We start from the raw sequence: 17500 nt of genomic DNA on the forward strand, positions 1-17500 counted from the left end.
TATCGAGTATGACATCGGACACACGTCCTATGTCAATACGCATACAAAAGTCCGTGCGACTTTTGCTTGACCGAAAGCAAAAGTCCCCCTAGTCTGTTGTGAGACGGATCACCGTCCGCACAAACGGGAAGCATGCCGGCTGTGTTCCAAGGGCCGACGTCCGGATACGAAAGACAGGCACATGTTCAAAACTCAAAGTCGAGTGGCAAAATCTCGCCTGGTTACGGGGCTTGGCGTCGTCGCCACCGCAGCCCTGCTGACAACGGGGTGCACGGCCAACGCCCCAGCCCCCAGCGCCAGTGCTGCGAAACCAGCCGAACTCAAGATGCTGTACACCACCGACGAGGCCAACAGCGCGGCTGTGGCGTCTCTTATCCCGCAGTTCAAGGAAAAGTTCGGCATCGATCTTAAGATCGACAACCAGCCGTATGACGCTCTCCAGCAGAAAGTCTTTTCCGAGTTCGCGTCCGGCAGCAGCTACTACGACGTCGTGGTCGTTGACACCCCATGGGCCCCTGCCCTGGTGCAGAACCTGGAACCACTGAGTCCTTACCTCCAAAACAAGGACCTGAACCCTGCAAGCGCGGAATCCAACGTGGGCGACTTCGTTCCCAAGGTCTTTTATGACACAGCTGTTTACAACGCCGAGTCGCCGGTAAAGCGGTACGCGGACGAGACCGCCAAACCGGACGTCTCCGCGATCAAGAACGCCGGGTTCGACGTTTACGGGCTTCCCATCCAATCGAATGTCGCCGTCATGGCATACCGCAGCGATCTCTTCAACGATCCGCAGCAGCAGGCCAACTTCAAGGCGAAGTACGGCAAGGACCTGAAAGTCCCGACCACCTGGGACGAGTACGCCCAGGCGGCCGAATTCTTCACCCAGCCTGACAAGAACCTCTTCGGCACCACCGTCATGGCCGGTGTAGGCGACTGGGCCACCGATGACTTCAAGACCCTCCTGGCGTCCTTCGGCGGCGACGGCACCCTTGTCACCCAGGATCTCAAGCTCGCCTTCGACTCGCCGGAAGGCGTGGAGGCGTTGACCTATTACTCCAAGCTGGCGCAGAGCGGCCATGTACCGCCGGGCAGCACTTCGGCCGACTGGGGCACCACCGCCGAGTCGTTCGACAGTGGACTCACCGCGATGACCATCAACTACCACGACCTCAAACTCGGCGACAACGTCAAGGGGGGAACCATCGGTTATGCGCCGGTGCCCAAGGCGAAAGCAGCCGGCCCGCACTTCGGAACGTGGATGCTGAGTGTCAACAAGAACTCGAAGAACAAGGAATGGGCCTACCAGGCCATCAGCTGGTTGACTGCCGCAGAGCAGCAGACGACGATGACGGCGAAGTCCCTCCATCCCAGCCGTTCCTCGGTGTACTCCTCCATCAAGAGCGACAATCCCATGGCACCGTTTTACGCGACCCTCGGGAAATCGCTTGAGGTAGGTGTGGGCCGCGCCCGCCTGACCAACTACACGGAGGTCAGCCACGAGGTTGCTGTAGCCGTGAACAATGCGGCCACGGGTTCCGCCTCGCCCCAGGACGCTCTGAAGACCGCGTCCGGCAAGGTGTCCACCCTCCTTAAGTCTGCGGGCTACTGAGTGATATCGACGTTCTCCAAGGAGCACCAATCATGAAATCCACAGCAGTCGTTTCCGATGCTGGATTGCAGGCTCGGCCGTCCCGCCGCGAGCACGGTCACAACCCGACCGTTCCGCGCGGCGGGAAGCGCCCGTCGTGGAAAAAAAGGTCGGCCCCCTGGGCCTACATGGCACCCTCCATGATCGTCCTGCTGCTGATGACGGTCGCTCCGGCCATCTTCATCTTCTACTCGGCCTTCCGCAACGATAAGATCCTCGGCGGCGCCGGAAGGTTCGTGGGGCTGAACAACTTCATTGAGGCAGTCACGAACGCCTCAGTCCGCCACGCGTTCCTGATTACGTTCGCCTTCGTGGCAGTTGCCGTCATCCTGGAGATGCTGCTCGGGTTTGCGCTGGCGCTGCCGTTGGCGGCCCAGACGACGGCCAACAAAGTGGGGGCGGCGCTGATGCTGCTGCCCTTCGCGGTGACGCCCGCCGTGGCGGCGATGATCTTCAAGCAGCTGCTCAACCCGAACTACGGCTGGGTGGGCTACTACCTGGGCTACCTCGGATTCCCCCGGGGGATCGATCTCCTGGGCGACCCGACTTCGGCCTGGATCGTTCTCATCATCCTCGACATGTGGCAATGGACGCCCTTCATCGCACTGATCCTGATGGCGGGACTACAGTCCCTGCCCGGGGAACCACGGGAAGCCGCTCTGGTTGACGGCGCGACTCCTTGGCAGATGTTCCGGCACATCACGTTGCCGGCCATGGTGCCTTTTATTGCTATCGCGGCGGTCCTGCGCACCATCCAGGCATTCAAGACCTTCGACGCATTCAAGATCCTGACCGGCGGAGGCCCGGGCGAGTCCACCGAAATCATCAATCTCGGCATCTTCCGCGTCGGGCTTCAAAGCTTCAACGTGGGTCTGGCCTGCGCCCTGGGCGTGATCTTCCTGATCATTCTCTCCCTTCTGATACCGATCATGCTGCGCGTCATTGGACGCCAGTCCGATCCTGAGGAAATGTAATGACAACCACTGCACCATCCGTCCGGCGAGGTCTGATTGCTCGAGTGATCATTGGCCGCACCTTCCTTTGGGCCTGGCTCATTGTGGGCCTGGTGCCCCTGCTGTTCATGCTCGTCACCTCCATCAAACCGGCCGGTCTGGCGAACCAGATACCGCCGGCCTGGCTGTTTACACCGACCCTTGAAAACTACGCCTCCGTCCTCTCGGCAGGCGGCGGGAAATCTGAAAGCTTCGGGCAGCTCCTGCTCAACAGCGCGATCGTGAGCCTTGGCGCGACTTTGCTGGCGATCGCGGTCGGGGTCCCGGCCGCCTACGCCCTGACGATGAGGGAATTCCGCGCGCGGAAGGGGCTGTCATCCTGGATACTCTCCACCTACATGTTTCCGCCCATTGTCGCGGTCATCCCGATCTTCGTTTTCGCCGGCCGTCTTGGCCTCATCGACACTTATCCCGTGCTCATCGTCCCCTACGCCGCTTTCAACCTTCCGATCGTGGTGTGGATCCTCCGCAGCTCGATCCTGCAGCTCCCGTACGAGATCCAGGAGGCGGCCATGGTGGACGGCGCTTCCAGCTGGAACATCCTGCGGCGGATCATCTGGCCGCTGCTGGTGCCGTCGGTTGCGACAGCAGCGGTGCTGACGATCGTCCTGTCCTGGAACGAGTTCCTTTTCGCCCTGTCGCTCACCCGCAGCGGTGCCAAGACAGCTCCGGTCGGCCTGCAGCAATTCACGGGCATGTACGGAACCGACTGGGGCAACATCACCTCAGCCGCCACGCTCATTGTCGCGCCGATTCTTGTCCTGATGATCATCCTGCGGCGCCAGATGGTCGCCGGCCTCTCTTTCGGTGCCGTGAAGTGACGGTTCCCGAGGGTGACGGCGCCACACCGCGGCCCCTGGGCGTGGCCATGATCGGCTACGCCTTCATGGGCAAGGCCCACTCGCATGCCTGGCGGAACGTTGGCAGCTACTTCGACGTTCCCGCGTTTGAGCAGAAAGTCCTCGTGGGCCGGAACTCCGCCGGTGCCGCTGCCGCAGCCGCCAAGTACGGCTGGGCGGACTCATCCACGGACTGGCGCTCGGTCATACGGCGCGAGGACATCGACATCGTGGACATCTGTGCCCCGGGCTTTCTGCATGCGGAAATCGCGGTCGCCGCGCTCGCCGCAGGCAAGCATGTTCTCGTGGAAAAGCCTCTGGCAAACACTTTGGCCGAAGCCGAATCCATGGCCGCGGCAGCCCGCGAGGCCCGCGCGGGAGGTGTGCAGTCCATGGTGGGCTTCAACTACCGCCGCGTCCCGGCCCTCGCCCTGGCGCGGGAACTGATCGCCGAAGGCCGGATCGGAACGGTCCGGCACGTGCGCGCGGCGTATCTGCAGGACTGGCTGGCGGATCCGGAGTCGCCCATGAGCTGGCGCCTCAAGCGGGAAACGGCCGGTTCCGGGGCCCTGGGCGACATCGCCTCGCATGCGATCGACCAGGTGCTGTTCCTGCTGCGGGACCACGTCACGGAGGTTTCCGGGCGGACGCACACCTTCACGACGCACCGCCCGGGGACGCAGGGGCTGGAGGAAGTAACGGTCGACGACGCTGCCTGGGCCACGCTGACGCTGGCCTCCGGGGCGGTCGCCTCGGTTGAGGTTTCCCGGGTGGCCACGGGACAGAAAAACTCGCTCAAGCTGGAGATTTACGGTGACAAAGGCTCGCTCGTGTTCGATCTGGAGGACCTGAACGAACTTCGCTTCCTTGACGCCACCGTGCCCGTCCGGGAACAGGGGTTCCGCCGGATCCTCGTCAACGAACCTGAGCATCCATATATCGACGCGTGGTGGCCGCAGGGCCACATCCTCGGGTGGGAGCACACTTTCACGCACGAAATCCGGGACTTCCTGACGGCCATCAACAGCGGAGCCGAGCCGTCGCCGTCGTTCGATGACGGACTTGCTGTCCAGCGGATCCTGGCCGCGGTGGAGGAAAGCGCAGCTGCAAAAGGCGCGCTGATCCAGTTGGCGTCCCCGGTTAAATCGCCGGCTAAATCCCCGGTCACAGAAGGAGCGTGACATGACGGATCCGCTTCGAATCGGGGTGCTCGGGGCATCCCGCATAAGTCCGACCTCCATTGTTGAGCCCGCCAGGCTGACGGGCGCACGCCTGGTCGCTGTGGCCGCACGGGACCGCGGGCGGGCGGAGAATTTCGCGGAGCAACACGGGGTCGAACGGGTTCACCAGACCTATGCCGACGTCATCTCCGACCCGGAGGTGGAGGCCATCTACAACCCCCTCGCCAACGGCCTGCATGCCGAGTGGAACCTGGCTGCCATTGCCGCCGGAAAACATGTCCTCTCGGAGAAACCCTTCGCGGCCGACGCTCCTGAGGCCCGGGAAGTGCGCGACGCCGGCAAACGCGCCGGCGTCGCCGTCGTCGACGGTTTTCACTACCTTTACCACCCGGTGACAAGACGACTCCACGAATTGCTGGGTTCAGGCGAACTCGGGGAACTGCAACGGGTCGAGACGACCATGAGGATCCCCGCTCCGGCACCCGAGGACCCCCGCTGGTCGCTCGCCCTGGCCGGCGGCGCCCTCATGGATCTGGGCTGTTACAGTCTCCATGCCGTCCGCGCGATAGCTCCGTGGGCAGGCGGGGAACCCCGGCTGGTCGGTGCCCGCGGCGGCGAGCGGGCAGGGCTCCCGGGCGTGGACGAATGGGTTGATGCCGACCTGGTTTACCCCTCGGGCGTGACGGCGTCGGCGCAATGCCACATGGCGGCGGAGGGCCGGGAGATGACCTACCGCCTCATCGGCAGCAAGGGCCAGGCAACGGTGGCGAACTTCGTTCTTCCGCACACCGATGACCGCCTGTTCGTGAAGACTGCCGCGGGCGAGCGGGTGGAGCAGCTCGGTACCCGGTCGTCCTACACCTACGAGCTTGAGGCGTTCACGGAACTGGTGCGCAACGGAGTCCCGATGCCCACCGACAGCGACGATGCCGTCCGCACCATGGAACTGATCGACGAGAGCTACCGGGCCATCGGCCTCGAGTCCCGACCCCGCCACCGTCCTGCCGACTGAAGGAGCCTGACATGCCCCGCCCTTACACACTGTTCACCGGCCAGTGGGCCGACCTGCCCTTCGAGGAAGTCGCGCGGCTCGCCTCCGGCTGGGGCTACGACGGACTGGAAATCGCCGTCTCCGGCGACCACCTGGACGCCTGGCGCTGGGACGAGCCCGGCTACGTCGAATCCAAGCTCGCCGTGCTGGAAAAATACAACCTCAAGGTCTGGGCCATCTCCAACCACCTCAAAGGCCAGGCCGTCTGCGATGACCCCATCGACTTCCGCCACGAAGCCATCGTCGGGTCCAAGGTCTGGGGCGACGGCGACCCCGAAGGCGTCCGTCAGCGCGCGGCGGAGGAGATGCAGCAGACCGCACGGCTCGCCAAGGCACTGGGCGTGGACACCGTCGTCGGGTTCACCGGCTCCTCCATCTGGCAGTACGTCGCGATGTTCCCGCCCGTCCCGGAAAAGGTGATCGAGGCCGGCTACCAGGACTTCGCCGACCGCTGGAACCCCATCCTGGACGTCTTCGACGAGTGCGGCGTCCGCTTCGCCCACGAAGTCCACCCCTCCGAGATCGCATACGACTACTGGACCACCGTCCGCACCCTCGAAGCGATCGGCCACCGCGAGGCATTCGGGCTGAACTGGGACCCGTCCCACTTCATGTGGCAAGGCATCGACCCGGTCTCCTTCATCTGGGACTTCAAGGACCGGATCTACCACGTCGACTGCAAAGACACCAAGCTCCGCCCTACCGGCCGGAACACCGTGATGGGATCGCACCTGCCCTGGGGCGACCCGCGCCGCGGGTGGGACTTCGTCTCCGCCGGCCGTGGCGACGTCCCCTGGGAATCCTCCTTCCGCGCCCTCGCTGCGATCGGCTACACCGGCCCCATCTCGATCGAATGGGAGGACGCCGGCATGGACCGCCTGCACGGCGCTCCGGAAGCCCTGGCCGCCCTCAGGAAGTTCGACTTCCCCCCACCGAGCGCCTCCTTCGACGCCGCCTTCAAGCAGTAGCCCGGTGCAGCCCAGGCGGCGACTAGAGTTTTCGGCATGATGCACGTAATAAGGACAGCAACCACGGACGACGCCGGCCGCCTGGCCGAGCTGGCCGCCGTCACCTTCCCGCTCGCCTGTCCGCCCGGTTCGGACCCCGAGGACATCGCGGCGCACCTGGCCAGCGCGCTCAGCCCGGACAACTTCCGCGCTTATCTGGCCGACCCGTCGGTGACCGTGCTGGTGATCGACGCGGGCGGCAGGCTGCGTGGTTACAGCATGTTGGTGAAGCGTCCGGCTACAGATCCGGATGTTGTTTCCGCGTTGGCAATCCTGCCGTCAGTGGAACTCAGCAAGTGCTATGTGCACCCGGAGCACCACGGACTAGGTGCCGCTGCGGAGCTGATGCGTGCCAGCCTGGCGGCGGCTGCCGAGTCTGGCGGGAAGGGCGTCTGGCTGGGAGTCAACAGCCAAAACGCCCGGGCCATCCGGTTCTACGAGAAATCAGGGTTCCGCAGGGTCGGCACGAAATCCTTCAAGCTCGGGAGCACGGTGGAACACGACTTTGTGATGGAGCGCGCGGTCCAGCCCTGAAGCGCTCCCGTGCCTGTCTGCGGGGCCGCCGTGACGGAGCCAACAGCTTCTCCGGGAATGGGGCAGCGAGTTGCCGGGTTGTTGCGGTCATGAAGATTGAGATCTGGTCCGACGTGGCCTGCCCCTGGTGCTACATCGGCAAGCGCCGCTTTGAAACCGCCCTGGCGGCCTTCCCGCACCGCGAGTCCGTGGAGGTGACGTGGCGCAGCTACCAGCTGGATCCCACCGTTCCGGACCACTACGACGGCACCGAACTGGACTACCTGAGCACGCGCAAGGGCATGGCCCCGGACCAGGTCTCGCAGATGTTCGAACACGTGGCCGCCCAGGCCAAAGGCGAGGGCCTGAACTACCGCTTTGACGACGTCGTGGTGGCCAACAGCTTCACAGCCCACCGGCTCATCCACCTCGCCGCCGCCCACGGCAAGCAGGACGCTGCAAAGGAACGGCTGCTCAACGACCACTTCGAGCACGGCAAGGACATCGGCAACGAGGAGTACCTCACGTCCGTGGGCCTGGACCTCGGCATCGACGCCGGCGACGTGGCGGAGCTGTTCAGCACCGCCAAATACGCCGACGACGTCCGCCAGGACTTTGCGGAGGCCCGGGCCCTGGGCATCACCGGGGTCCCCTTTTTCGTGATCGACCGCAAGTTCGGGCTCTCCGGCGCCCAGCCTGCCGACACCTTCACGGCAGCTCTCGAACAGGCGTGGCAGGAAAGCAACCCGCTGGTGCTGGTCAATTCGGCCGGCGACGGAGCCGGAGAGGCCTGCGGCCCGGCCGGCTGCTCCCACTGACGGCGGCTGGTGGCCCCTGACCGCTGTAAATTCTCGGGAACTGTTGAGGTGCAGCCGGAGCGGACGTCCGCTCCGGCTGCACCTGCGTTTAAGGTCCCGCCGCGAAAGTCAGTCTTCGAGATCGTCGGGGTCGAACTGGCTAAGCGGAGACCCGCCGAAGTTCGTCTGGTCGTCGCTGCCGTCCGCTTCCTCGCCGGACGGCACTTCGCCGAAGTCGACGTCGGCAGCGGCCTCACCGATGGTGGGCACGTCAGTCGTTCCGTACGTATCATCGCGCAGCGTCTGTTCACTGAGGAAGTCCTCTTCCTCCCCCGAAACCGCTTCCTCCTGCAATAGCGGATCCTCCTGCCACCGGTCCGGGTTGTTCTCGGCGGCCCCCGGATAATCATCCGGCTTACCGAAAACGGGGTCGAGCTCCAGCGACGAAGCTGCGCCCGGGGTCTCGTCCAGCAGGATGTCGTCATCCTGGACAACCTCAAGTTCTTCGTCCGGAAGATTCTCTTCAGTCATGGTCACGCCTTTCTGGGGATCAGCTATACCAACCCACCAAGCATATTCACGCAAAGCACAGCCCGCGACGCATCCCAAGGAAACAGAAGCAAGTATGGCAACGGGGCCGGACTCCATGCCGTAAGAGGAGTCGATCCTTGGATAGGCGATCTGACGCGGCCCTTACGTCCAATGGGCGGCCCATGGACCGTCCTTCGTGACAACCAGTTATTTGAGGATGCGCCTCAGAAACCGACGTATTGGGCGGCGGAATGTGCCTCGATTGCCAGGTCGAGTTCTTGCAGGTTCGGAGGGTTCGCTCCCGGGCGTTGAACGGTAATGGCCGCGGCTGCAGCTGCGGTGTGGCCAAGCTGTTCCAGGACAGCCGGGGCGAAGCCTTCGGTTCCTTGGGTGAGGAAGCCCAGGATTAGAGCGGACATGTAGGAGTCGCCGGCGCCGATGGTGTCTGCGACTTTCGATTTCACGGCCGGGATGCTGATGTTGGCGGCGGGGGTGGTGAAGTGTGAGCCGTCGGCGCCCTTGGTCATGACGGTCAACTTGGTGCCCAGTCCGAGGATGTGGGCTGCGGTTTCGTCCAGGCTTTTTTGGGGGTAAAGCCAGTGGGCGTCCTCGTTGCTGAGTTTGACGACGTCGGTTAACGGTACGAGCTCTTCGAAGGTGGCTTTCGCTTCTGCATGGCTGCCGAGCAGGGCTGGGCGGATGTTCGGGTCATAGGTGATCATGCAGTGTTTGTGGGCCTGTTCGAGCAGGGATTTCACGGCGCCGGCACCGGGGCTCAGGAAAGTAGCGATGGACCCGGTGTGCAGTATCTTCGGGAAGTAGGCGGGTGCTGTTGGGACAAGGTGCCAGGAGATGTCGAAGTCGTACCTGGCGGAGCCATCCGGTTCAAGGGTTGCTGTTGCCGAGGCTGTCCGGGTGAGTGATTTCGATCCGGGTAGAAGTCTGACCCCTGCGCTGCGGAGATGGTTTTCGATGGAGATCCCGCGGGCGTCCGGGGCGATGGCCGTGAGCAGACCTGTGGTCACGCCGAGGCGGCCGAGTCCGTAGGCGACATTGGCGGGCGAGCCGCCCGGGTGTTCCACTCGGCCGTGTGAGGTCGTGACCACGTCCATCAGCGCTTCGCCTACGACCATGACGTCAAGGGTCTGGTGAGCGTCATGCCGGGCTGTCTTGAGGTAATCCATGATCTGTCTCTCGTGTGAATCTGATGGTGAGGGCGGTCCCAGTGACGTCAGTCCGCGGACCGCTTACGCGGTCTGCGGACTGACGTGGGGACAGCAGTTGTTCAAGCGGTGGCTGCACCGGTCATGATCGCAACTGCATCGGTCATGGTGTGTGATTGCGGCGTGATGGTGGCGGCGCACTTGCCGAGGCGCTGGACATGGATCCTGTCCGCGACGTCAAACACGTGGGGCATGTTGTGGCTGATCAGGATCACCGGCAGGCCGCGGTCCCGCAGGTCACGGACCAACTGCAGGACCTGGTTGGATTCCCGGACGCCCAGGGCCGCCGTCGGTTCATCCAGCACGACCACCTTTGAACCGAACGCCGCGGCGCGGGCCACAGCGACAGCCTGGCGCTGGCCGCCGGACAGGTTCTCCACCGGCACAGTCACGTCCTGCAGCGTGGAGATGCCCAGCCGGGTCAGCTCCTGCCGGGCCTTCTTGCGCATGCCTTGGGTGTCGAGCATCCGGAAAACGCTCCCGAGGAGTCCCGCGCGCCGTTCCTCCCGTCCCAGGAACAGGTTGGAGGCGACGTCCAGGGCCGGGGAGACCGCCAGGTTTTGGTACACGGTTTCGATTCCGTGGACCCTCGCGTCCTGCGGCCGCTTGAAGTGCACGGGCTGTCCCGACACAAAGAGCTCCCCGGAATCCGGGACTTCTGCTCCGGTGAGGCACTTGATCAGGGTTGATTTTCCTGCACCGTTGTCCCCGATGATCGCCAGGACTTCGCCCGGGTACAGGTCCAGGCTGACGCCGTCCAGGCCCACGACGCGGCCGAACGTCTTGACGAGGTTGCGGGCCTGCAGGATGGGCTCGCGGGTGGTGACGTGGGAGGCTGCAGATTCTGTCATGGTCATGACTTGACCTTTCGGATCCACTGGTCGATGGACACAGCGAGGATGATCAGGACGCCCACTGCAAGGGTCTGGTACAAAACGTCCAGCCCGGCGAGGGAGAGGCCGTTGCGGAAGACACCCACGATCAGGGCGCCGAGGAGGGTTCCCCAGACGGAGCCGCGGCCGCCGAAGAGGCTGGTTCCGCCGATGACGACGGCGGTGATGGAGTCCAGGTTCAGGTCCACTCCGGCGTTGGGGCTGGCGGCATTGGTTCGGCCGATCTGGATCCAGGCGCCGATGGCCAGGACGGCGCCGGCGGCGAGGTAGACGCTCATGAGGACCCTGTTTACGGCGATGCCGGCCAGGCGGGCGGCTTCCTTGTCATCGCCCACGGCGTAGACGTGCCGGCCCCAGGCGGTTTTTCCGAGGATGAACGCGATCGCGATGTAGAGCAGGAGCATCACGACGACGCCGGTGGAGATCCTGACAGGGCCTACCGGGAACGTGGTTCCGGTCCAGGTGAGCAGGGCCGGCATGGCCGAGCCGCGCACTGTCGCTCCGTTGGAATAGAGCAGAGTCAGGGCGATGAAGATGTTCAGCGTACCCAGGGTGACGATGAACGGGGGGAGCCGGAATCTGGTGACGAGGAACCCGTTCAGGGCTCCGGCGGCGAGTCCGACAATCAGGCCTGCGAGCAGGGCAACAGGCGCGGGCAGTCCGTTGTTGACGGCGAGCTGGGCCACGACCATGGAGGAAAGGATCATGACGGCACCGACGGACAGGTCAATGCCGGCGGTCAGGATGATGAGGGTCTGGGCGATGGCCAGGGTGCCGACGACGGAAACCTGCTGGGTAATGAGGGAGAGGTTTTCAACCCGCAAGAACCTGTCATTGAGGAGGCCGAACACGACCACTGCGATGAGAAGTACGAGTGCGGGGCTGACAGCGGGGTAGCGGTGAAGGATATTGCGTATCCGGCTAAGCGGTGTCTGGCGGTCAAGGAATTCCTCCGCCAGATCGGCTTGCCCGGCACTGGGCGGGCCGGCAGTTTGTTGCTGGGTCACGATTGGTCCTGATCTTCCGTGATGGTTGCTAGAGCGGAGCTAGCTCGGTAGATGCAGTGCGGGGAGGCCGATAGCGGACTCCGACCTCCCCGCCCCGCATTGAAGCTGGGCGGGTTACTTTCCCCAGCAGATGTCGGAGGCCTGGGTGGTAGTGATGCTCTTGACGCCGTCGGCCGGCTTGTCCGTGACGAGCTCGACGCCGGTGTTGTAGAAGTCCAGGCCCGGTGAGTTGGCCGGTTTCTGGCCGGTCTTGGCGAGGTCGACGATGGCCTTGACGCCCAGTTCGGCCATTTTGACCGGGTACTGCTGGGCTGTGGCGCCGATTACGCCGGACTTGACGTTGTTCACGCCGGGGCAGCCGCCGTCAATCGAGACCACCAATATGTCCTTTTCCTTGCCGGCGGCCTTCAGCGCCTCGTAAGCACCAGCGGCTGCAGGTTCATTGATGGTGTATACGACGTTGATATTGGGGTTCTTGGCGAGGAGGGTTTCCATGGCGGTGCGTCCGCCGTCCTCGGCGCCTTGGGAGGCCTGGCTGCCCACAATCTCGTAGTCGCCGCCCTTACCTCCGGTGTACTTGCCGGTCTTGGCTTCGTCGCCGTTCTTCTTCTTGTCCGCGGTGTCGATACCTAGCCCGGTCAGGAAGCCCTGGTCCCGGTTGTAGTCCACCGAGACGACCTTGTCGTCAAAGAGGTCGACGAGGGCAATGGTCGCTTTCTTCCCGTCCAGCTGGGCTGCTGTCCATTTGCCGATCAGCTCGCCGGCGGCGAAGTTGTCTGTGGCGAAGGTGATGTCGGCTGCGTCGGCGGGGTCCGGCACCGTGTCCAGGGCGATGACGAAGAGACCGGCGTCCTTGGCCTTCTTCAGGGCGTCCACCACGGAGGGGCCGTTGGGGGTGATCAGGATGCCCTTGTCGCCCTTGGAGATGGCGTTCTCGATGGCCTGGATCTGGGTATCCTCATCGCCGTCAGCTTTGCCGGCTGCGAGCTTAAGGTCCACACCGCCGGCTTCGGCTGCCTTCTTCGCCCCGTCCTGCATGGAGACGAAGTACGGGTTTGTCGTGGTCTTGACGATCAGGGAGACGCCGACTTTTTCAGCGGAAGAGCTTCCTGTTGAAGATGTGGACGTGGAACTTCCTCCACAGGCTGAAAGACTGAGCGATCCCAGGGTCAGCACTGCTCCTGCAGCGAACAGGCGGGTGGCCGTTGAACGGGGTGCTTTGGAACTCAACATTGAATCTCCTGGTGTTTGAGGCCCTCACTGGCCTCGACAACGATGTCATGTACGATGTAAGCAGCATCACACCTGCGAGTCAATAGATGCACTAAGAAGGAGCGATTTATTTGACAACGATGTCCAATCGTAGCCAGCCGGCCGTTTCCGCGAGCCGCCCGACGATGCGCCATGTGGCTGCGCTTGCGGGCGTCGGAATTAAGACCGTCTCGCGGGTGATCAATGATGAACCTGGCGTGTCGGAAGCCACTCGGGACAAGGTGCTCAGCGCTTCCCGTCAACTGAACTACCAGCTGGACATGGCCGCCGGCAGTCTGCGGCGCGCGGGTAGGCGGACACTCTCCGTCGGGCTCTTGCTGCCCAGTGTCTCCAACCCGTTCAGTGGCGAGATCAACCGGGCCATGGAAGATGCACTGGGTGCAAGGGGAATAGCGGTTTTCGCGGCGAGCCTCGATGATGACCCCAAGCGGGAGCAGGCCATAGTTACAGCATTCCTTGGCAGGCGCGTCGACGGACTAATCCTCACTCCGATCGCAAGGAGCCAGGCATATGTGATCCCGGAGCATTCCCGTGACCTGCCATTGGTCTTCATCGACCGCGAACCGGTAGGACTAGAAGCAGACACCGTCGTGACCGACAACGCAGCAGGTGCCGCGCGGGCCGCTGCTCACCTCATGAGCCACGGCCACACCAGGCTCGCCTATCTGGGGGACCGCACAGACATCCAGACCGCCCGGGAACGCCGACGGGGGTTTGTTGAAGAGATCGGCCGGCAGGGCATACCCACGTCAACGATTCCCGTGCGTGAAAACCTTCACGATGAAGAATCGGCGAGGCTGGCCGCATTGGAGCTTCTCACCGCTGCAGAACCCCCGACGGCCATCTTCTCCAGTCAGAACCTCATTACCTTCGGTGCAATGCGCGCCCTGCGAGAGCTCGGTCTAAGCAACCGGGTGGCCCTGATTGGGTTCGATGACTTCACTCTCGCCGACATGATGGATCCCGGCGTGACCGTCATCGCGCAGCACCCCGAGCGGATCGGGAAGCTGGCAGCGGAGCGGCTGCTGGCCCGGATTGATGGCGACAATCAGGCCCCGCACACCTATGTCGTCCCGTCTGAGCTGATACAAAGGGGCTCCGGAGAGATTCGCCCCCCGGCCTGACCGTGCAGAGACTTCCTGAATACTCCGCCGGACCCATTGACCTGAAAGGGACCATGATGACCAAAACCCTGTACGCCGAGTTCACCGTCAAACCCGGCAGTGAAGCCCGCGTGGCAGAAATGATGCTTGAACTGACCCGGCACGTCCGGCGGGAGCCGGGCAATGAGTTGTTCCTTCCCTATACCCGCGAAGAGAATCCCCGGGAGTACTTTGTCTTCGAGGTCTACCGGGATGAAGCCGCCTTCCAGGAACACATAGGCGCCGATTACGGCGCCAGGTTCAACGAGGAACTGGCCCGCCACATCGAAGGTGACGGCTCGGAGCTGACCTGGCTCCTGCCGGTGGAATAGCCATCAGCCCACGCCCTGCCACCGGATTCATCGAAACGAAGCCTGAGCCCCCTTGGTAGGACCGTAAAGGAACCGCGTACCAGAAAAGACCCCTCCAGCAGTGCAGTCCAATGGTGGGGAATTTTCTGGTGCCTCGTCCCCGGCCCGGCACGCCTGCAACAGCAGTCAATAGTCGCCTCATCCGGTCGCCGAATCCGTTGACTTGTCTGACGGACATCACTTAGAGTCCGACGCACTGACAACGTTGTCTACGGAAGATACGCGCAACGAAGGGCGAACAAGCAGATGAAGAAAATGACCACCCGCAGGACGCACGCCGTTTCTGCACTGACACTCACGGGACTGACGCTGGCCTCGGCACTGGCGGGTTCCCTGCCGGCGTCTGCCGGGACAGGCCCCGGGGACGAACCCTACCGGCCAGCCATCCACTACACGCCCGAAAAAAACTGGATGAACGATCCCAACGGACTCGTCTTCTATAAGGGCGTCTACCACATGTACTACCAGCACAATCCTTCCGGTAACACCTGGGGGAACATGTCTTGGGGCCATGCCATATCCAAGGACCTCGTCCATTGGGAGGAGCAGCCGCTGGCGATCTCCACCGACGTACAGGAGGATGTGTTTTCTGGCAGCATCGTCGTCGACAAAAACAACACTTCCGGACTCGGCACCGCAGAGAAACCCCCGCTGATCGCGATCTATACCAGCGCCTACAAGGACGCGTCCCCGCACCGTGGCCTCCAGGCGCAGTCACTGGCCTACAGCCTGGACGATGGACAGACCTGGACCAAATACTCCGGCAACCCTGTGCTGGACCGGAACTCCGCCAACTTCCGCGACCCCAAAGTGTTCTGGTACGACAACCCGGCCGGAGGCGGTTACTGGGTGATGACCGCTGTGGAAGCTACCGCGCACAAGGTTGTCCTGTACAAGTCCGCCAACCTCAAGGACTGGACCGCGTTGAGCGAATTCGGCCCCGCCAACGCCACAGGCGGGCAATGGGAATGCCCTGACCTGTTCCCGCTGGCCGTGGACGGCGACAAGAACAACATCAAATGGGTCATGGTCGTCAACATCAACCCCGGCGGTGTGGCAGGCGGCTCCGCCGGCCAGTACTTCGTGGGTAATTTTGACGGCACCACGTTCACCTCCGAAACCACCAAAGCCGTGGATACGCTTCCTGCCGGCAAGGTCCTGGCCGGATTCAACGACGGAACCTACAACGGCTGGACCGTCAACAACGAACCGGGCAACTGGAAGAACGGGCCCTTCGGTGACGCCCCCGCTTCCGGTGCCATTGCCGGCCAGAGCCCGGTGTCCGGATTCGACGGCCCGGGCCTGATCAATTCCTTCAACGACGGTGACTGGCCGCTCGGGTCCATGCAGTCACCAACCTTTACGGTCTCCGACGACTATCTGAACTTCCTCGTGGGCGGCGGTAAACACCCGCGAGTTTCCGACAAGCTGGACAACACGCCACCCGAGGGTGAGCTCAAGTTCAACGGCTTCGAGGTTCCTGCAGGGACCACGCTGGCCGACTCCGGCTGGACCGGAACCGGCGATCTGACACCTAACTTCCAGCCCGCTAGTAGTGGTGGGGACTTCTACATCGGGGCTAAGCGGATCAACACCTTCGAGACCGGCACCGCACCGGGCGATGACCGGCAGGGCACCCTGACATCACCGGAATTCCCCATCACCAAAAAGTTCATGAGCATGCTGGTCGGCGGCGGCAACCGCTCCGCGGAGTCCGGACAGATCCTGGCCGTCCAGTTGCTCATCAACGGCAAAGTGGTCCGCTCCCTGGCAGGGGATAATTCCGGAGTCCTGAACTGGAAGGGCTGGGACGTTTCCGAATTCGCGGGACAGAATGCACAGTTGCGGGTCGTTGACCAAGCTACCGGCGGGTGGGGCCACCTGACCCTGGACCACGTCATGCTCACCGACACGGCCGCTGTTCCCAGGTCGGATGAAGAAACCGTCAACCTAGTGGTCAACGGAAAGGTGGTCCGCACGGCCACAGGCAACGACAGTGAATCGCTCGATTGGGCATCGTGGAATGTCAAAGAATTCGTTGGCCAACAGGCACAGATCAAAGTCGTCGACAACAACCGATTCGGCTGGGGGCACATCCTCGCTGACCGGTTCATGGCGAGCTCCACAGCAGCGACAAGCCGACTGCAGTCCTATGACTGGCTGGACTACGGCCGTGACTATTACGCCACCGTATCCATCGGCAACATGCCCGATAACAAGCGGATCATGCTTGGCTGGATGAACAACTGGGACTACGCCAACAACATCCCCACCAGCCCCTGGCGCAGCGCCATGGCACTCCCCCGCGAGGTCGACCTGACGCAGACACCCGACGGCCCCCGCCTCACCCAAAGCGCCGTGAAGCAAACGGACAAACTCGCCGGAAAGGTCTCATACAAAGACAACAAGGGCGGCCCGATCCCCACAGGAACACACCAATTGCCGGCTGCCGCATCAGGCCAGGTCCAGAAAATCGACATCACCTTCGCCCCCGGTACCGCAACAAAATCCGGCATCACCGTCCTGGGCGACGGAAATTCATCCACCGTCATCGGCTACGACACCATGACCGGAAAGGCGTTCGTTGACCGGACAAAGTCCGGCAACACCGCCTTCCACCCGGCGTTCGCTTCCATAGAAGACGCCCCCGTCACCTTGGACAAGAACGGCAACATCACCATGCGGGTCTACCTCGACCGATCCTCAGTGGAAGTGTTCGCCCAGAACGGTCTGAGGACCATCACGGACCAAGTCTTCCCAAACCCCGGCGCCGACAAAATGACCCTCTTCGCCGAAGGCGGAACCGCACAGCTAAACTCGCTTACCGTTACACCGCTGGACAAGGCAATGTTCCTCCCCGAAAAGAAGTAACCCTAACCGCGGTATGGCCTGCTCCCCGGGGAGCTGGAGCTGAAGGGATTGAGCTCGGTATGGCCGGGCTCAGTCCCTTCGGCTTTTCCATTCGGCGGTGATTGCATTGGGCGCTTGATCCGGGAGAACCCGGCGCCCGGT

At 63.1% G+C, this 17500-nt stretch carries 16 protein-coding genes; 11 read left to right on the forward strand and 5 right to left on the reverse strand.

All coding sequences use genetic code 11. The features are described 5' to 3' along the window. Nucleotides 1–202 precede the first annotated feature (202 nt). The 8 genes from QFZ65_RS18140 to QFZ65_RS18175 all read left to right on the forward strand — a co-directional run bounded on the left by QFZ65_RS18140 (nucleotide 203) and on the right by QFZ65_RS18175 (nucleotide 8070). Nucleotides 203–1609 carry a sugar ABC transporter substrate-binding protein gene (locus QFZ65_RS18140; protein ID WP_306912144.1) on the forward strand — a complete coding sequence of 469 codons (1407 nt, stop codon included), beginning with the start codon at nucleotides 203–205 and terminating at the stop codon, nucleotides 1607–1609. A 32-nt stretch (nucleotides 1610–1641) separates the two neighbouring features. Further along, complete coding sequence (locus tag QFZ65_RS18145; RefSeq protein WP_306912146.1) at nucleotides 1642–2622, forward strand: carbohydrate ABC transporter permease; 981 nt, start codon at nucleotides 1642–1644, stop codon at nucleotides 2620–2622. After that, nucleotides 2622–3482, forward strand: coding sequence for a carbohydrate ABC transporter permease (locus QFZ65_RS18150; protein WP_306912148.1), 861 nt, complete (start codon nucleotides 2622–2624; stop codon nucleotides 3480–3482). The genes QFZ65_RS18145 and QFZ65_RS18150 overlap by 1 nt, the downstream gene beginning before the upstream one ends. A gap of 47 nt (nucleotides 3483–3529) precedes the next feature. Beyond that, a complete protein-coding gene (locus QFZ65_RS18155) occupies nucleotides 3530–4681 on the forward strand; it encodes a Gfo/Idh/MocA family protein (protein ID WP_306912634.1) in 1152 nt (383 codons plus the stop codon). A 1-nt stretch (nucleotide 4682) separates the two neighbouring features. Continuing rightward, nucleotides 4683–5693, forward strand: coding sequence for a Gfo/Idh/MocA family protein (locus QFZ65_RS18160; protein WP_306912149.1), 1011 nt, complete (start codon nucleotides 4683–4685; stop codon nucleotides 5691–5693). Between the two features lie 11 nt (nucleotides 5694–5704). Beyond that, the gene (locus tag QFZ65_RS18165; protein WP_306912151.1) at nucleotides 5705–6700 is read left to right on the forward strand and encodes a sugar phosphate isomerase/epimerase; all 996 of its coding nucleotides are present in this window, start codon (nucleotides 5705–5707) and stop codon (nucleotides 6698–6700) included. A 36-nt stretch (nucleotides 6701–6736) separates the two neighbouring features. Then, entirely contained in the window at nucleotides 6737–7273 is a 537-nt protein-coding gene (locus QFZ65_RS18170; protein WP_306912153.1) for a GNAT family N-acetyltransferase, read from the forward strand. An 89-nt stretch (nucleotides 7274–7362) separates the two neighbouring features. Next, a complete protein-coding gene (locus QFZ65_RS18175; RefSeq protein ID WP_306912155.1) occupies nucleotides 7363–8070 on the forward strand; it encodes a DsbA family protein in 708 nt (235 codons plus the stop codon). Between the two features lie 108 nt (nucleotides 8071–8178). Here QFZ65_RS18175 and QFZ65_RS18180 read toward each other — a convergent pair whose 3' ends face one another. The 5 genes from QFZ65_RS18180 to QFZ65_RS18200 all read right to left on the reverse strand — a co-directional run bounded on the left by QFZ65_RS18180 (nucleotide 8179) and on the right by QFZ65_RS18200 (nucleotide 12936). Beyond that, entirely contained in the window at nucleotides 8179–8580 is a 402-nt protein-coding gene (locus QFZ65_RS18180; RefSeq protein WP_306912157.1) for a hypothetical protein, read from the reverse strand. A gap of 224 nt (nucleotides 8581–8804) precedes the next feature. After that, the gene (locus tag QFZ65_RS18185; protein WP_306912159.1) at nucleotides 8805–9764 is read right to left on the reverse strand and encodes a carbohydrate kinase; all 960 of its coding nucleotides are present in this window, start codon (nucleotides 9762–9764) and stop codon (nucleotides 8805–8807) included. Between the two features lie 101 nt (nucleotides 9765–9865). Continuing rightward, nucleotides 9866–10660: an ATP-binding cassette domain-containing protein gene (locus tag QFZ65_RS18190; protein ID WP_373427619.1), complete on the reverse strand. Its 795-nt coding sequence runs from the start codon at nucleotides 10658–10660 to the stop codon at nucleotides 9866–9868. Continuing rightward, nucleotides 10657–11703: an ABC transporter permease gene (locus tag QFZ65_RS18195; protein ID WP_306912163.1), complete on the reverse strand. Its 1047-nt coding sequence runs from the start codon at nucleotides 11701–11703 to the stop codon at nucleotides 10657–10659. The genes QFZ65_RS18190 and QFZ65_RS18195 overlap by 4 nt, the downstream gene beginning before the upstream one ends. Before the next feature lie 114 nt (nucleotides 11704–11817). Next, complete coding sequence (locus QFZ65_RS18200) at nucleotides 11818–12936, reverse strand: substrate-binding domain-containing protein (protein WP_306912165.1); 1119 nt, start codon at nucleotides 12934–12936, stop codon at nucleotides 11818–11820. Between the two features lie 164 nt (nucleotides 12937–13100). Between QFZ65_RS18200 and QFZ65_RS18205 the strand changes: the two genes are divergently transcribed. The 3 genes from QFZ65_RS18205 (at nucleotide 13101) to QFZ65_RS18215 (ending at nucleotide 17359) form a co-directional block, all read left to right on the forward strand. Beyond that, nucleotides 13101–14099: a LacI family DNA-binding transcriptional regulator gene (locus tag QFZ65_RS18205; protein ID WP_306912635.1), complete on the forward strand. Its 999-nt coding sequence runs from the start codon at nucleotides 13101–13103 to the stop codon at nucleotides 14097–14099. Between the two features lie 56 nt (nucleotides 14100–14155). Next, complete coding sequence (locus tag QFZ65_RS18210; protein WP_264357464.1) at nucleotides 14156–14449, forward strand: putative quinol monooxygenase; 294 nt, start codon at nucleotides 14156–14158, stop codon at nucleotides 14447–14449. A 294-nt stretch (nucleotides 14450–14743) separates the two neighbouring features. Continuing rightward, a complete protein-coding gene (locus QFZ65_RS18215) occupies nucleotides 14744–17359 on the forward strand; it encodes a GH32 C-terminal domain-containing protein (RefSeq protein ID WP_306912166.1) in 2616 nt (871 codons plus the stop codon). Nucleotides 17360–17500 lie beyond the last annotated feature (141 nt).

The organism is Arthrobacter sp. B3I9, from assembly GCF_030816935.1.
Taxonomy (GTDB): Bacteria; Actinomycetota; Actinomycetes; order Actinomycetales; family Micrococcaceae; genus Arthrobacter.

What these genes read in the sequence shown, in the direction of transcription:
- QFZ65_RS18145 (WP_306912146.1), top strand. Translation starts at nt 1,642, where the DNA reads ATGAAATCCACAGCAGTCGTTTCCGATGCTGGATTGCAGGCTCGGCCG.
- QFZ65_RS18150 (WP_306912148.1), top strand. Translation starts at nt 2,622, where the DNA reads ATGACAACCACTGCACCATCCGTCCGGCGAGGTCTGATTGCTCGAGTG.
- QFZ65_RS18155 (WP_306912634.1), top strand. Translation starts at nt 3,530, where the DNA reads ATGATCGGCTACGCCTTCATGGGCAAGGCCCACTCGCATGCCTGGCGG.
- QFZ65_RS18160 (WP_306912149.1), top strand. Translation starts at nt 4,683, where the DNA reads ATGACGGATCCGCTTCGAATCGGGGTGCTCGGGGCATCCCGCATAAGT.
- QFZ65_RS18165 (WP_306912151.1), top strand. Translation starts at nt 5,705, where the DNA reads ATGCCCCGCCCTTACACACTGTTCACCGGCCAGTGGGCCGACCTGCCC.
- QFZ65_RS18170 (WP_306912153.1), top strand. Translation starts at nt 6,737, where the DNA reads ATGATGCACGTAATAAGGACAGCAACCACGGACGACGCCGGCCGCCTG.
- QFZ65_RS18175 (WP_306912155.1), top strand. Translation starts at nt 7,363, where the DNA reads ATGAAGATTGAGATCTGGTCCGACGTGGCCTGCCCCTGGTGCTACATC.
- QFZ65_RS18180 (WP_306912157.1), bottom strand. Translation starts at nt 8,580, where the DNA reads ATGACTGAAGAGAATCTTCCGGACGAAGAACTTGAGGTTGTCCAGGAT.
- QFZ65_RS18185 (WP_306912159.1), bottom strand. Translation starts at nt 9,764, where the DNA reads ATGGATTACCTCAAGACAGCCCGGCATGACGCTCACCAGACCCTTGAC.
- QFZ65_RS18190 (WP_373427619.1), bottom strand. Translation starts at nt 10,660, where the DNA reads ATGACCATGACAGAATCTGCAGCCTCCCACGTCACCACCCGCGAGCCC.
- QFZ65_RS18200 (WP_306912165.1), bottom strand. Translation starts at nt 12,936, where the DNA reads ATGTTGAGTTCCAAAGCACCCCGTTCAACGGCCACCCGCCTGTTCGCT.
- QFZ65_RS18205 (WP_306912635.1), top strand. Translation starts at nt 13,101, where the DNA reads ATGCGCCATGTGGCTGCGCTTGCGGGCGTCGGAATTAAGACCGTCTCG.
- QFZ65_RS18210 (WP_264357464.1), top strand. Translation starts at nt 14,156, where the DNA reads ATGACCAAAACCCTGTACGCCGAGTTCACCGTCAAACCCGGCAGTGAA.
- QFZ65_RS18215 (WP_306912166.1), top strand. Translation starts at nt 14,744, where the DNA reads ATGACCACCCGCAGGACGCACGCCGTTTCTGCACTGACACTCACGGGA.